General features: G+C 51.9%; 12 protein-coding genes and 1 pseudogene. 8 read left to right on the top strand and 5 right to left on the bottom strand.

Annotated elements, in window-relative coordinates; all coding sequences use genetic code 11:
- The first annotated feature begins 22 nt into the window (after window positions 1–22).
- The 5 genes from mnmE to WNY38_RS16490 are packed head-to-tail and all read left to right on the top strand — an operon-like array spanning window position 23 to window position 5,534.
- Window positions 23–1,312 (top strand): tRNA uridine-5-carboxymethylaminomethyl(34) synthesis GTPase MnmE, encoded by a 1,290-nt coding sequence (gene mnmE, locus WNY38_RS16510; RefSeq protein ID WP_342858462.1) that lies wholly within the window; start codon window positions 23–25, stop codon window positions 1,310–1,312.
- A 15-nt stretch (window positions 1,313–1,327) separates the two neighbouring features.
- Entirely contained in the window at window positions 1,328–3,211 is a 1,884-nt protein-coding gene (gene mnmG / locus WNY38_RS16505) for a tRNA uridine-5-carboxymethylaminomethyl(34) synthesis enzyme MnmG (RefSeq protein ID WP_342858461.1), read from the top strand.
- Window positions 3,208–3,825 (top strand): 16S rRNA (guanine(527)-N(7))-methyltransferase RsmG, encoded by a 618-nt coding sequence (gene rsmG, locus WNY38_RS16500; RefSeq protein ID WP_342858460.1) that lies wholly within the window; start codon window positions 3,208–3,210, stop codon window positions 3,823–3,825. Before mnmG ends, rsmG begins: the two co-directional genes overlap by 4 nt.
- Window positions 3,818–4,615, top strand: a complete 798-nt coding sequence (locus WNY38_RS16495) for an AAA family ATPase (RefSeq protein ID WP_342858459.1) — start codon at window positions 3,818–3,820, stop codon at window positions 4,613–4,615. Before rsmG ends, WNY38_RS16495 begins: the two co-directional genes overlap by 8 nt.
- A gap of 4 nt (window positions 4,616–4,619) precedes the next feature.
- Window positions 4,620–5,534: a ParB/RepB/Spo0J family partition protein gene (locus WNY38_RS16490; RefSeq protein ID WP_342858458.1), complete on the top strand. Its 915-nt coding sequence runs from the start codon at window positions 4,620–4,622 to the stop codon at window positions 5,532–5,534.
- Window positions 5,535–5,537: 3 nt separating this feature from the next.
- On the opposite strand, the gene hemW is transcribed toward WNY38_RS16490, so the two are convergent.
- The 4 genes from hemW to rph are packed head-to-tail and all read right to left on the bottom strand — an operon-like array spanning window position 5,538 to window position 8,405.
- Entirely contained in the window at window positions 5,538–6,689 is a 1,152-nt protein-coding gene (gene hemW, locus WNY38_RS16485; RefSeq protein WP_342858457.1) for a radical SAM family heme chaperone HemW, read from the bottom strand.
- A gap of 2 nt (window positions 6,690–6,691) precedes the next feature.
- Window positions 6,692–7,075 carry a RidA family protein gene (locus WNY38_RS16480; protein WP_342858456.1) on the bottom strand — a complete coding sequence of 128 codons (384 nt, stop codon included), beginning with the start codon at window positions 7,073–7,075 and terminating at the stop codon, window positions 6,692–6,694.
- Window positions 7,072–7,692, bottom strand: a complete 621-nt coding sequence (gene rdgB, locus WNY38_RS16475; protein WP_342858455.1) for an RdgB/HAM1 family non-canonical purine NTP pyrophosphatase — start codon at window positions 7,690–7,692, stop codon at window positions 7,072–7,074. The genes WNY38_RS16480 and rdgB overlap by 4 nt, the downstream gene beginning before the upstream one ends.
- Entirely contained in the window at window positions 7,692–8,405 is a 714-nt protein-coding gene (rph, locus tag WNY38_RS16470) for a ribonuclease PH (RefSeq protein WP_342858454.1), read from the bottom strand. Before rph ends, rdgB begins: the two co-directional genes overlap by 1 nt.
- Before the next feature lie 121 nt (window positions 8,406–8,526).
- Between rph and hrcA the strand changes: the two genes are divergently transcribed.
- Together hrcA and WNY38_RS16460 are read left to right on the top strand one after the other, a co-directional pair.
- A complete protein-coding gene (hrcA, locus tag WNY38_RS16465) occupies window positions 8,527–9,591 on the top strand; it encodes a heat-inducible transcriptional repressor HrcA (RefSeq protein WP_342858453.1) in 1,065 nt (354 codons plus the stop codon).
- A gap of 49 nt (window positions 9,592–9,640) precedes the next feature.
- Window positions 9,641–10,153: a nucleotide exchange factor GrpE gene (locus WNY38_RS16460; protein WP_342858504.1), complete on the top strand. Its 513-nt coding sequence runs from the start codon at window positions 9,641–9,643 to the stop codon at window positions 10,151–10,153.
- On the opposite strand, the gene mutS is transcribed toward WNY38_RS16460, so the two are convergent.
- Window positions 10,150–12,777, bottom strand: coding sequence for a DNA mismatch repair protein MutS (gene mutS / locus WNY38_RS16455; protein ID WP_342858503.1), 2,628 nt, complete (start codon window positions 12,775–12,777; stop codon window positions 10,150–10,152). The genes WNY38_RS16460 and mutS overlap by 4 nt on opposite strands.
- Window positions 12,778–12,944: 167 nt before the next feature.
- On the opposite strand from mutS, the pseudogene WNY38_RS16450 reads away from it, so the two are divergent.
- A pseudogene (locus tag WNY38_RS16450) lies at window positions 12,945–13,859 on the top strand (malic enzyme-like NAD(P)-binding protein); the annotation flags it as partial.
- Window positions 13,860–13,937: the final 78 nt, after the last annotated feature.

Below are 13,937 nucleotides of genomic sequence, written 5' to 3'. Positions count from 1 at the left end.
TTAATTATCAATGGGTTAGCCTATGGATACGATTTATGCTCTCGCATCCGCCCGCGGTAAAGCAGGCGTCGCAGTGGTCCGGATTTCCGGACCTCTTGCGTTTTGGACTGTCGAAAAACTCACAGGCTCAGTACCGAAAGTACGCCATGCGTCGCTTCGTACTCTAAGGGATGACCAAGGCAATATTCTTGATAAAGCCTTGGTGATCTGCTTTGAAATCGATGCGTCCTTTACCGGTGAACAAAGCGCTGAATTACAATTGCATGGCTCCATCGCCATCGTTAAATCCGTTCTGGAAACCCTGTCAAAACTCGACGGGTTGCGCATGGCCGAGGCCGGTGAATTCACCCGTCGGGCGCTTGAAAACGAACGTCTTGATTTGGCGCAGGTCGAAGGCCTCGCTGATCTGATTGAATCCGAAACAGAGGCGCAGCGCAAACAAGCGATGCGGGTTCTGTCTGGTGCTTTAGGCGACAAGGCTTCTGGTTGGCGCACATCCTTGATCCGTGCTGCCGCTTTGATCGAAGCTACGATTGATTTCGCCGACGAAGAGGTTCCCGTCGATGTCTCGCCTGAGGTTTTAGAGCTTATGGCAGGTGTCATGCTTGAGCTTGAAGCCGAAGTCTCCGGCGTGCGTATTTCTGAACGCATCCGCGAAGGATTCGAAGTCGCCATCGTCGGTCCGCCCAATGTCGGAAAATCCACTTTGCTGAATGCTCTTGCCGGTCGCGAGGCGGCGATTACATCCGAAGTCGCAGGCACCACGCGCGACGTCATCGAAGTGCGAATGGATTTGGTTGGGTTACCAGTGACCTTGCTTGATACGGCAGGTTTGCGCGACACCACGGACATTGTGGAAACCGTCGGCATTGCGCGCGCCAAAGAACGTGCAGAGGTCGCAGACTTACGCGTGATTTTGATTCCATTCGCAGGTGCCGCGCCAGAGATTGCGCCTAAAGACGGTGATCTTGTTGTCATTGGCAAAGATGATACGGGCATCGAATCTGATTTGTCGGTCTCAGGTCAGTCGGGGCAGGGGGTCGATACCTTGGTTGCGCTGATATCGGAACGTCTGTCATCCATGGCCTCTGGTGCGTCCACTGCGACACGGGAACGCCATAGAATTTCGATGTTGACCGCTTTGTCCACTTTGGATTCGGCAAAAAATGAAGTACTGATGGGCGCAGACCGCGCTGAGCTTGCAGCCGAGGATATGCGTGCAGCGATTCGTGCGCTTGATGCTCTGGTAGGCCGCGTTGACGTTGAAAATCTTTTAGATGAGATTTTCTCAAGTTTTTGCATCGGTAAGTAACCGTAGATCTAAGGAATGTTTCACGTGAAACAACGAGATTTTGATGTCATCGTCGTTGGCGGCGGTCATGCAGGGGCTGATGCCGCGGCTGCAGCGGCACGAACCGGCGCAAAAACCGCGCTTGTGACGCTGAAACTTAGCAATATCGGTGTTATGTCCTGTAATCCAGCCATTGGTGGACTTGGAAAAGGTCATTTGGTGCGCGAAGTGGATGCGCTTGACGGTGTCATGGCGCGTATTTCTGATAAAGCTGGCATCCAATATCGCTTGCTCAATCGTCGCAAAGGTCCAGCCGTGCAGGGGCCCCGCGCCCAAGCTGATCGCAAAATCTATCGCACCGAAATGTTGGCTGAGTTGTCAAATACGCCCAACCTGTCAATTGTTGAGGGCGAAGTGACCGATCTTATGATGGATGGTGCGCGCGCTTGCGGCGTTATTCTTGGCGATGGCAGCACATTGGCTTCTGGCGCTGTTGTTTTGACCACAGGAACGTTCTTGAACGGAATTATTCATATTGGTGACGTTCATCACTCCGGTGGCCGTATGGGCGATAAGCCGTCCATCGCACTTGCAGATCGTCTTTACGGTTTTGGTTTGCCTATGGGGCGCCTCAAAACAGGTACGCCCCCACGCTTGAGCAGCAAGACCATCAACTGGGATATTTTGGAAGAGCAACCCGGCGATGACGAGCCGGTGATGTTTTCATTCTTAAACACCAAACCATCTGCGCGTCAGGTGTCTTGTGGCATCACCCACACGAATGAAGTCACCCACGATATTATCCGCACAAATCTAGAGCGATCCGCGATGTATGGTGGTCATATAGATGGCGTCGGGCCGCGCTATTGTCCATCGATCGAAGACAAGGTCGTGCGCTTCGCCGACAAGTCATCGCACCAAATTTTTCTTGAACCAGAAGGGCTTGACGACGATACCGTCTATCCAAATGGGATTTCAACGTCTTTGCCCGTGGATGTTCAAGAGGCCTATGTGCGGTCTATCGTTGGTCTCGAGGATGTTAAAATTCTCCAACCTGGCTACGCGATCGAATACGATTATGTTGATCCCAGAGCCCTGCGTCCAACGCTTGAGCTGCGCGATGTTCCGGGCCTTTTCTTGGCTGGCCAGATCAATGGCACAACGGGATATGAAGAAGCGGCTGCGCAAGGTCTTGTTGCGGGTTTGAACGCCGCGAAGCTATCCTGTGATGCCGAGCAGGCTTTGTTCAGTCGATCACAGTCCTACATTGGCGTGATGATCGATGATTTGATCACACGCGGCGTGTCTGAGCCTTACCGCATGTTTACGTCTCGCGCTGAATTTCGTTTGACCCTGCGCGCCGATAATGCGGATCAACGTCTAACGCCTTTGGGAGATGATCTTGGCTTGATCGGCGAAAACCGAAAGCGTGCCTTTGATAGCAAAATGACTTTGTTGTCGTCGGCCAAAGCGTCTCTTGAGGCTGCAAAATTTGCTCCCAAGGAGATGCAAAAGGCCGGTGTAAAGGTCAGTGCAGATGGTAATCGTCGCAGTGCGTTTGAAATTTTGTCATTCCCAGATGTCACGTTTTCAAACTTGATCGTGTTAGATTCCACTCTTGCAAGTATTCGCCCCGACATTCAAACACAGCTGTCCTGCGATGCGTTATATGCCAACTATATTGAGCGTCAAAATCGCGATGTCGAAAAAATGAAGCGCGACGAAGCTCATAAAATCCCTGATGATTTTGACTATACAGACCTAAAAGGTCTTTCAAATGAACTGCGCTCAAAACTTGTTGTGGTGCGGCCTCAAACGATTGGCCAAGCTTCACGCGTTGAGGGCATGACACCTGCAGCCTGCACACTTATTCTTGCACGGCTGCGTCAGGCACATCGCAAAGAGGTTTTAAACGGATGAGTACGATTGAAGAATTCGGATTGAATGTTTCACGTGAAACATTTGAGCGCCTCACAATCTATGAGGGCCTCCTTAAAAAATGGAATCCGGTGATCAATCTGGTTTCAAAATCCTCAATTGCAGACCTTCGGATCAGGCACTTTATTGATTCGACGCAAGTGTTTTCGCTCATGCCAGAGGGCGCAATGACATGGGTCGATATCGGTTCTGGAGGCGGTTTCCCTGGAATGGTTTGCGCGATCATATGCGCAGAGAAGTCACCAAATACTGCATTTCATCTGGTTGAATCCGATATGCGTAAAGCAACTTTTTTACGAAGTGTTGCGCGCGAGGCGGGCGTAACGGTACAGGTGCATTCTGAACGCATTGAAAAAATGGATTCTTTTAACGCGGATGTCTTGTCTGCGCGTGCTCTTGCCTCATTGGATAAACTTCTTGAATTCTCTACTCCCCACTTACAGAAAAATGGTGTAGCTCTGTTTCCAAAGGGTGAAAGCTACAAGTCTGAGCTTAAGCAGGCTCGAGAAAATTGGCTGTTTGACTGCGAAGAGCACCAAAGCACGACAGGTTCGAATTCAGTCATCTTGAGAATAGGAAATATACATCGTGTCTGATCCTACGCGACCAAAATCACCAAAAATCATTGCTATTGCGAATCAAAAGGGCGGTGTCGGGAAAACCACCACGACGATAAACCTTGCTGCTGCGCTTGTTGAATTGGAAATGCGTGTTTTGGTGGTGGATCTTGACCCCCAAGGCAATGCGTCTACTGGGCTTGGAATTGATGCGGATCAGCGAGACAGGACAACCTATGATTTGATTATGGGTGACGTCGATCTGGACGAGATCATTCAGGCAAGTGACACTCAAGGTCTATATGTATCGCCTGCAACTATTGATCTTTCGTCTGCCGACATTGAAATGGTTGCCAGTGAAAAACGCAGTTTTTTACTACACGATGCGTTGCGCCAACATGCGATCGATGGGTATTTACTTGATTATATTTTGATTGATTGTCCACCATCTTTGAGTTTATTGACGGTAAACGCTATGGTCGCAGCAGATTCCGTTCTTGTACCGCTTCAAAGTGAATTTTTTGCCTTAGAAGGCCTGTCGCAATTGATGCTGACTGTGCGAGAAGTGCGTCAAACTGCCAATCCAAAGCTAAGGATTGAAGGCGTGGTTTTGACAATGTCCGACCAAAGAAATAACCTGTCGCGTCAAGTCGAGCAAGATGCACGCGAAAACTTACAAAATTTGGTATTTGAAACAGTGATTCCGCGCAATGTCCGGATTAGTGAAGCGCCTTCATATGCCTTGTCCGTTCTGGACTATGATACAAATTCAAAAGGCAGCCAAGCCTATCGCGCTTTGGCCGTCGAATTACTGAGTAAACGGAGTTAAACACATGTCCCAGTCACCCAAAAAAATTAGTAAACCACGCGGTTTGGGTAGGGGGCTTTCAGCCTTGATGGCTGATATTCCGAACGATCCCGTCGTTGTCGATAGCGAAAGTGGGGCGCGCCGCGCCGACATGGTTGTACCAATCGAGCGGGTTGAGCCAAATCCTGACCAGCCGCGTCGTCAGTTTGTACAAGCTGATTTAGATGATCTTGCGAATTCCATTCGCGAAAAGGGCGTTATCCAGCCTTTGATTGTTCGCCCGAGCCCACGTGTCGACGGAAATTTCGAAATTGTAGCAGGTGAGCGTCGTTGGCGCGCCTCTCAGCTTGCTAAGCGCCATGATATTCCCATTATCGTGCGCGAGTACAACGATATCGAAGTGCTTGAAGTCGCTATTATCGAGAATATTCAGCGTGCGGACCTCAATTCAATTGAGGAAGCGGCTGGCTATAAGCAGTTGATGGAAAAATTCGGACATACACAAGAAAAGCTGGCTGAAGCTTTGGGTAAAAGCCGCAGTCACATCGCCAATCTGATGCGTCTTTTGCAATTGCCTGATGATGTTCAGAGTTTTGTTGTATCTGGAGATCTGTCCGCGGGGCACGCACGTGCTTTGATCACGTCTGAGAATCCAACAGATTTGGCGCGTATTGTCGTCAAAAAGGGTCTGTCTGTTCGGGACACCGAGAAGCTCGCGAAGCAGGAGAAGTCTCCAACAACGACTAAGGCGCGCGTCGCAAAACCTGTTGGTGAAAAAGATGCGGACACGCGGGCGCTGGAAGGCGATTTGTCCGCAGCCATTGGGATGAACATCAATATCGCGCACAAACCTGGGACTGAAAGCGGCGTGTTGTCTATATCTTACAAAGATTTAGATGATTTGGATGCCTTGTGCCAGATGCTGTCGCGAGGCGTTTGAGACCTAAGGGATAAGTTCACGTAAGATTGCGTTTAACAGCGGGCGACCTTTTGGAGTAACCGAAAGGCGTCCGTTTTCCGTTGTGATCAGGCCATCTTCACTCAAGTACTTGTTTTGAATGACAAAGGGGCTTCCCTGTAGAGCTGAGGCGCGACCAATATCAACACCCTCAGACAGGCGTAGGCCCATCAAAAGAAACTCCGTCAGTTGCTCGTCGGCCGGCAGGCTTGTGCAGGCCCCTTCGCCGGAGCCGGTTTTGCGGACTTTTTCAAGCCAAAGAGTAGGGGATAACGGCGTGTCGGTCGCATATTTTTGACCGTTGATGGTGAGGCGGCCGTGCGCCCCGGGGCCGATGCCAGCGTAGTCGCCGTAGCGCCAATAAATTTCATTGTGACGGCTTTCTGAGCCCTTTTGGGCGTGATTAGAGACTTCATAGGCGCTCATGCCTGCAGCGTCACAAATTTCTTGCGTGGCGAAATACATGTCTGTCGCGGTGTCCTCAGTCGGCAAACCGCTGAGTTTACCGCGACTGTAGCGATCACCAAAAGCCGTGCCCTCTTCGATTGTGAGCTGGTAAAGTGATAGGTGATCGACAGCCATATCAAGCGCTTCTTTCAGCTCGATTTTCCAATCGTCCAAAGTTTGCTGCTGGCGTGCGTAAATCAGATCAAAGCTGATGCGATCAAATGAATCCTTTGCTATATCAAAGGCTTTGCGCGCATCTTCGACAGAATGAAGGCGCCCCAAAGCTTTAAGATCGTTCTCGCGTAGGGATTGAATGCCCATAGACAGGCGATTGACGCCGGCGTCGCGATAGCCACGAAAACGACCCGCCTCGACCGAGGTGGGGTTTGCTTCCATAGTGATTTCGCAGTCATTGGCCAGTGTCCAACGGCTTTGCACACGTTCCAAAATGGCGGCAATCAACTCCGGCGACATGAGCGACGGCGTGCCGCCACCAAAAAACACAGAATTGAGCAATCTGCCGTGGGTTAGGGTCGAAATACGATCAATCTCTGACAGATAGGCTGCTTGCCAATCGGCCTCGTTTATTGTGTTTGAAACATGAGAGTTGAAATCACAGTACGGGCACTTTGCTTTGCAAAACGGCCAGTGAATATAGAGACCAAAGCCGCCGTTTTGCCAATCTTCCATGATTATCCCTTGAACGCCGTCACTTCGATTTCGATCAGCATCTCTGGCTTGATCAAATCGGCGACGACCATTGTGGCGGCTGGACGAATATCGCTCAAGGCCTCGCCAAGAGCGGGGACGACTTTGCTGACCAAGGCGGCATCGGTGATGGTGTATTGCACGCGGATGATGTCGGCCATTTGGAAATCAGCTTCAGCCAAGGCTTTGGCAATCGTTGCAAAGCAATTGCGCGCTTGGTCAGCTATGGACGCGGGCATTTCCATCGTGGCGTAATCGTAGCCTGTGGTGCCAGAGATAAAACACCAATCGCCCTGGGCAACAGCACGAGAATATCCCATGGTTTTCTCGAACTCGGAACCGGACGAGATTAGGGTACGTTTGCTCATTTTTTTAAATCCTTGAAGGGGCCATTTACGAATTTAGCGAAAGCATCAGCACGGTGGCTCATGGCTTGTTTTTTCGCGACATCCATTTCGGCAAACGTGATGTCATATCCGAGAGGGACAAAAATGGGATCAAACCCGAACCCAAGGTCACCGCGCATCGGCCAGACAAGACGGCCCCCAACCTTGCCCTCAAAGACTTCATCATGTCCATCGGGCCAAGCCAAGCACAGCGTACAGCAAAACTGTGCAAGCCGTGGTTCAGCCGCGTTTTTGGCTTCAAGCAGATCCCAGACTTTTTTCATCGCCATCGGGTAATCGCGCCCATTTGGCGTTTCGGCCCAATCGGCGGTGTAAACACCAGGATCGCCATCAAGCGCGTCGACCATGATGCCGCTGTCATCGGACAGCGCGGGCAGGCCGCTTTTTTGCGCCGCATAGTGCGCTTTGATGCGGGCGTTGCCAGCGAAAGTGCTTTCGGTTTCCTCGGGTTCATCAAACCCAAGATCACCAGCAGACACCACTTCGATACCAAAGGGCGCCAGCAGGGCGGAGATTTCGATCAACTTGCCTTTGTTGTGCGAGGCGAGGACGATTTTTTTGCCATCAAATGCGCGCATTATGCCACCGCTGCGTTTTGTGCGGCGACCAATTCGGCGACGCCTTTTTCAGCCAAATCAAGCAGTTGGTTCATTTGCGCACGTGAATAGGTGGACCCTTCGGCGCTGAGTTGTGTTTCAACCATTTGACCATTGGCGAGCATGATGAAATTGCCATCAACGCCAGCTTCAGAATCCTCGGGGTAGTCGAGATCAAGAATGGGCTGACCCGCGTAGATGCCACAAGATACAGCCGCGACATTGGACACCAAAGGATCTGAAATGATATCGCCTGCTTTGATCAATTTGTTGACCGCAAGGCGCAAAGCAACCCAACCACCGGTGATCGAGGCACAGCGCGTGCCGCCGTCCGCTTGGATCACATCACAGTCGATGGTGATCTGACGCTCGCCCAAGGCCACACGATCAACGCCAGCACGCAGGGAGCGCCCAATCAGGCGTTGAATTTCAACAGTGCGACCGCCTTGCTTGCCTGTTGCGGCTTCGCGGCGCATGCGGGATGTGGTTGAGCGGGGCAACATGCCGTATTCGGCGGTGACCCAGCCTTGGCCTGAATTGCGCATAAATGGCGGGACGCGGGGTTCCAATGTGGCAGTACACAAGACATGCGTGTCGCCACAGCGGATCATGCAGGACCCTTCGGCATGTTTGGTCACGCCTGTTTCGATGGAAATTTCGCGCATTTGGTCTAGTGATCTACCGGAAGGTCGCATAATTTGTCCTTTGACTGATGTTTGAACTGACATAGCCAAGTGTAGGCAATTGGTGCAAGTGTCATTGACCCTTACGCTGCATGTCTTTTAACTGCAAATAGACCTTAATTTTGGCGGACCCATGTCAGATCGCACCAGCTTGATTACCGAAATGAACGACAGATCGCGTGAAGTCTTTCGCAAGGTGGTCGAGGGCTATCTTGAAAGTGGTGATCCTGTGGGCTCTCGCAGCCTGACGCGGACGCTGGATGAAAAGGTGTCTGCCGCAACAATCCGCAATGTGATGTCTGATCTTGAATACCTTGGCCTTCTGGACAGTCCGCATACATCAGCGGGGCGTATTCCGACGCAGCTTGGGTTGCGGATGTTTGTCGATGGTCTGTTAGAGGTCGGAAAAGTCGATCAATCGGATCGCGATAAAATCGAAGAGACCGTCAACCCAAATCAAAATGATGTCGGCGCGACGCTGGATCGTGTTGGATCGGTTCTATCGGGTATCACTCATGGGGCCAGTTTGGTTTTGACGCCAAAACATGAGGCCCCAGTCAAGCATATCGACTTTGTCAGCCTTGATCCGTCACGTGCACTGGTCGTGCTGGTCTTTGCGGACGGGCATGTGGAAAATCGCGTGTTCACGCCACCTGTTGGGCAAACATCGTCCTCGATGCGCGAGGCCGCTAATTTCCTGAACGCGCTGGCGCAGGGCAAAACCCTGTCAGAGCTGCGCCGCAGTGTTGAGATCGAGATTAAGTCACGCCGCCAAGAACTTGATACGCTGGCGGCTGAACTGATTGAAAACGGCGATGCGTTTTGGGAAGGCGAAGGCCCGCAAAATGAACGTTTGATTGTGCGTGGGCGGTCAAATTTGTTGGGGGCTGGCGCTGATGATGGTGACCTGTCGCGCATTCGCAGCCTGTTTGATGATCTAGAACAAAAGCGCGATATTGCCGAATTCTTAGAACTTACCGAAGATGGTGACGGTGTGCGCATTTTTATTGGCTCTGAGAACAAACTTTTCTCTCTTTCGGGTTCCTCTTTGGTGGTTTCTCCTTATATGAACGCAGAACGAAAAATTATTGGTGCCGTTGGCGTCATTGGGCCGACCCGTTTGAATTATGGGCGGATCGTTCCAATTGTCGATTATACGGCGCAGCTTGTTGGCAAAATTCTGTCCAGTAAGTCTTAAAAGGTGAAACATGACGGATTCGAACAAAGACCTGAACGCTGAATTCGATATGGAAGTTGATGATCCCATCGATTTCCTTGGCGAAGACACAAGCGAAGAAGAAATCGAAAAGTTGCGCGCTGAGCGTGATGACATGCGTGACCGCTTTATGCGGGCCATGGCGGATGCGGAAAATTCCCGCAAACGCTCTGAGCGTGATCGCAAAGAGGCCGAAAACTACGGTGGCTCAAAGCTTGCGCGCGATATGTTGCCTGTGTTCGACAATCTCAAACGTGCGGTTGATACGATCACTGACGAGCAGCGCGAAGCACAAGCCGCGGTGATTGAAGGTATCGAGCTGACCATGCGCGAGCTTTTGAATGTATTCAAAAAGCACGGCATCGACGCCCTTGCGCCAGAAGTTGGCGATAAGTTCGATCCAAATGTTCACGAAGCGATGTTCGAAGCAGCACTTCCTGGCACAAAAGCGGGCGACATCATTCAGGTGATGAACGTTGGTTTTATGATCCACGATCGCTTGTTGCGCCCTGCGCAAGTTGGCGTAAGCTCTACACCAGCTTAAACGGTCGCAAGCGATTTGAGCTCGTACAGCAATTGAAGCGCCTCTCGGGGTGTCAGCTCGTCGGGACGTATCTCGGCGAGCTTTTCTTCAACCTCACTTGGACCTGCCTGTGCCGGAGCGGCGGCAGGGGCTGGATTGACCGAGAACAGCGGCAAATCATCGATGATCGCTTTCGGTGATGTTTTGGCCTCTGAAACACCTTTTTCCAAAGCCTGCAAAACAATACGCGCGCGCTCAACCACGGCGCTTGGCAGTCCTGCAAGTTTGGCGACTTGCACACCATAAGATCGATCTGCTTTGCCCTTGATCACCTCGTGCAAGAAAATCACATCGCCGTCCCATTCTTTGACGGCAACGGTGGCATTGTCTGCGCCGCTCAACTTGTCGGACAGCGCAGTCATCTCGTGATAATGGGTCGCAAACAACGCGCGCGATTTATTGACGTCGTGCAAGTGTTCCAAAGTGGCCCAAGCGATGGACAGCCCGTCATAGGTTGCGGTGCCGCGACCGATTTCATCCAAAATCACCAAAGCACGATCATCGGCCTGATTGAGGATCGCTGCCGTTTCCACCATTTCCACCATAAAGGTCGACCGCCCACGGGCCAAATCGTCCGAGGCACCCACACGTGAAAAAAGCTGCGACACGATACCGATATGGGCAAAGGCTGCAGGCACAAATGACCCCATCTGCGCAATCAGCGCGATCAATGCGTTTTGACGTAAAAACGTCGATTTACCGGCCATGTTTGGACCAGTCAAAAGCCAGATTGCGGCTCCATCATGTCCATCGGTCAGACGGCAATCATTGGCGACAAATTGTGACTGGCCCTGTTTGCGCAACGCGCGTTCAACAACAGGGTGACGCCCGCCTTGAATATCGAAAGATCGACCCGAATCCACCTCAGGGCGCGTCCAATTTTCGCCAACAGCCAAGTCAGCAAGCGCTGTGACAAGGTCAAATTCCGCCAAAGCACGTGATGCATCTGCAATGCGGGGCGCTACGGATAAGATCGCTTCGCGCAGCGTGGCAAACAGACGTTTTTCGATCTCAAGCGCACGGCCGCCGGCATTGTGAATCTTGGTTTCCAATTCGCTGAGCTCCAGCGTGGTAAAACGCACTTGGTTTGCAGTGGTTTGGCGGTGGATAAAGGTCTCATTCAGAGGTTCAGACAACATCTTTTCGGCATGTGTCGCTGTGCATTCGATGAAGTAGCCCAGCACATTGTTGTGCTTTACCTTGAGCGACTGAATACCTGCCGTTTCCGCGTATTGCATTTGCAACGACGCGACCACGCTGCGGCCCTGATCGCGCAACGTGCGGCATTCATCAAGTTCTGCATCATAACCTTCGGCGATAAAGCTACCATCACGTGCAAGCAAGGGTGGCTCGGCCACAAGCGCGTCTTCCAATATGTCGATTGTCTCGTCGTGCCCCTGTAAAATATCCATATTCTGCTGGAATAGGGTCGGTATTTGACTTGCGTCCATCGACTGTGAAATCGTAAACGCCTGGGTTAAGCCGCTGCGAATGGCAGTTAAATCACGCGGGCCCGCGCGGTCCAGACCAAGGCGCGACAGACTGCGTTCCATGTCAGGGACTTTGCGCAACACGTCACGTAATGCGTCAGCTTGCTGACGGTTTGTGACGGAAAACTCGATCGCATCTAGGCGCGCTTGGATCACGGACACGTCACGCGATGGGCTGGACAATCGCCGTTCCAGTAATCTGCCGCCTGCCGCCGTGACCGTGCGATCCATGGCGGCGATCAATGAGCCTTCGCGTCCGCCGGACAATGCATGAGTGATCTCAAGGTTGCGCCGCGTGGCCGCATCGATTTGCATCGCGCCACCAGCATTTTCCCGCAAGGGTGGGCGCACCAGTGGCAGTTTGCCTTTTTGCGTTATTTCCAAGTAATCGATGATCGCGCCCATGGCAGAGACTTCAGCCAAGCCAAAGGGGGCAAAAGCATCCAGACTTGAGACACCAAACAGTTCTTGCAGGCGCTTGGCGGCTGAGGTGCTGTCAAATGAACTGCGTGACAAGGGCGTGGTTGCCGCATCAAAATCAGGCACTAACTCGGCCCAATTCGATTGATTTGCCTCTGATACAATCATCTCGGATGGGTTCAGTCGTGCCAGTTCTGGCGCAAGGCGGATCAGCGGGCAGGGCATCACGTGAAACGCGCCGGTTGAAATATCTACCCAAGCCAATGCGCCCTCATCACGGACTTCGGCAAAGGCGGCGAGGAAATTGTGACGGCGTGCTTCCAAAAGGCTGTCTTCTGTCAATGTGCCGGGGGTTACAAGTCGCACCACATCACGTTTCACAACAGATTTCGCGCCACGTTTTTTGGCCTCTGCGGGGCTTTCCAGTTGTTCGCAAACCGCGACACGGAATCCCTTGCGGATCAATGTATGAAAGTAGTTTTCCGCCGCATGTACGGGCACGCCGCACATGGGGATGTCATCGCCATCGTGTTTGCCGCGTTTGGTCAGCGCAATATCAAGTGCTTGTGAGGCGGCAATCGCGTCATCAAAGAACATCTCGTAAAAATCGCCCATGCGGTAAAACAGCAAGGCATCGCGGTGGCGCGATTTGATTTCGAGGAACTGCGCCATCATTGGTGTCACGGTAGGTTTTTCTGCGGCCACGTGGGAATTCCTCGGTTTAAGTTGCGATCCCAATTTAGCGGCAGCACTGCCAGCGTAAAGGGCGCATGCGTTCTTTTGTTGAGTGAGGACGCTTGGATCGTTAATAAGGTCGAACTGGCAAAAAGGAGGCCCCCGAAATGCCTAAACCCAAACAAACCCGCGAGGAAGCGCTTGCGTTCCATATGGACCCGCGTCCCGGAAAATTCGACATAACGCCGAGTGTTCCGATGACCACGCAACGTGACCTGTCTTTGGCCTATTCGCCAGGGGTTGCTGTGCCTTGCGAAGAGATCGCATTGAACCCTGAGACGGCGTATGATTATACCAATAAGGGCAATCTTGTTGCGGTGATTTCCAACGGGACGGCGGTTTTGGGTTTAGGGAATCTTGGCGCACTTGCATCCAAGCCAGTGATGGAAGGCAAATCTGTTTTATTCAAACGATTTGCCGATGTGAATTCGATCGATATCGAGTTGGACACAGAGGACCCCGAGCAGATCATCCAAGCTGTGAAATTGATGGGGCCAACATTTGGCGGGATCAATCTAGAAGATATCAAAGCCCCTGAGTGTTTCATCATTGAGCAGCGCCTCAAGGAAGAAATGGACATTCCGGTGTTTCATGACGACCAGCACGGCACGGCTGTGATCTGTGCGGCGGGTTTGATCAACGCTTTGCATATTTCTGGCAAAAAGATCGAAGACTGCCGCATCGTTTTGAACGGTGCAGGTGCGGCTGGGATTGCGTGTCTTGAGCTGATCAAATCCATGGGAGCGCAGCATGACAATTGCATTATGTGCGACACAAAAGGCGCTATTTATCAAGGTCGTACCGAAGGTATGAACCAGTGGAAGTCTGCGCATGCGGCTAAGACTGAAGCGCGCACTTTGGAAGACGCAATGCAGAACGCCGATGTGTTTTTGGGTGTCTCTGCCAAGGGTGCCGTCACCAGTGAAATGGTGGCGTCTATGGCGCCAAATCCTGTGATATTTGCTATGGCAAACCCTGATCCGGAGATAACACCAGAAGAGGCCCACGCTGTGCGCAAAGACGGGTGGCCTCAACTGGTCGGCGCAACACTTTAATCTTTAGGAAGAGATGGAGTGTTTTAAATGAAGTACCGTACCAGG

It is taken from the genome of Pacificibacter sp. AS14, assembly GCF_038899935.1.
Classification (GTDB): Bacteria; Pseudomonadota; Alphaproteobacteria; order Rhodobacterales; family Rhodobacteraceae; genus Celeribacter.
The sequence above is the reverse complement of the archived record's forward strand: the minus strand, read 5'-3'. Positions and strand labels throughout refer to the sequence as shown.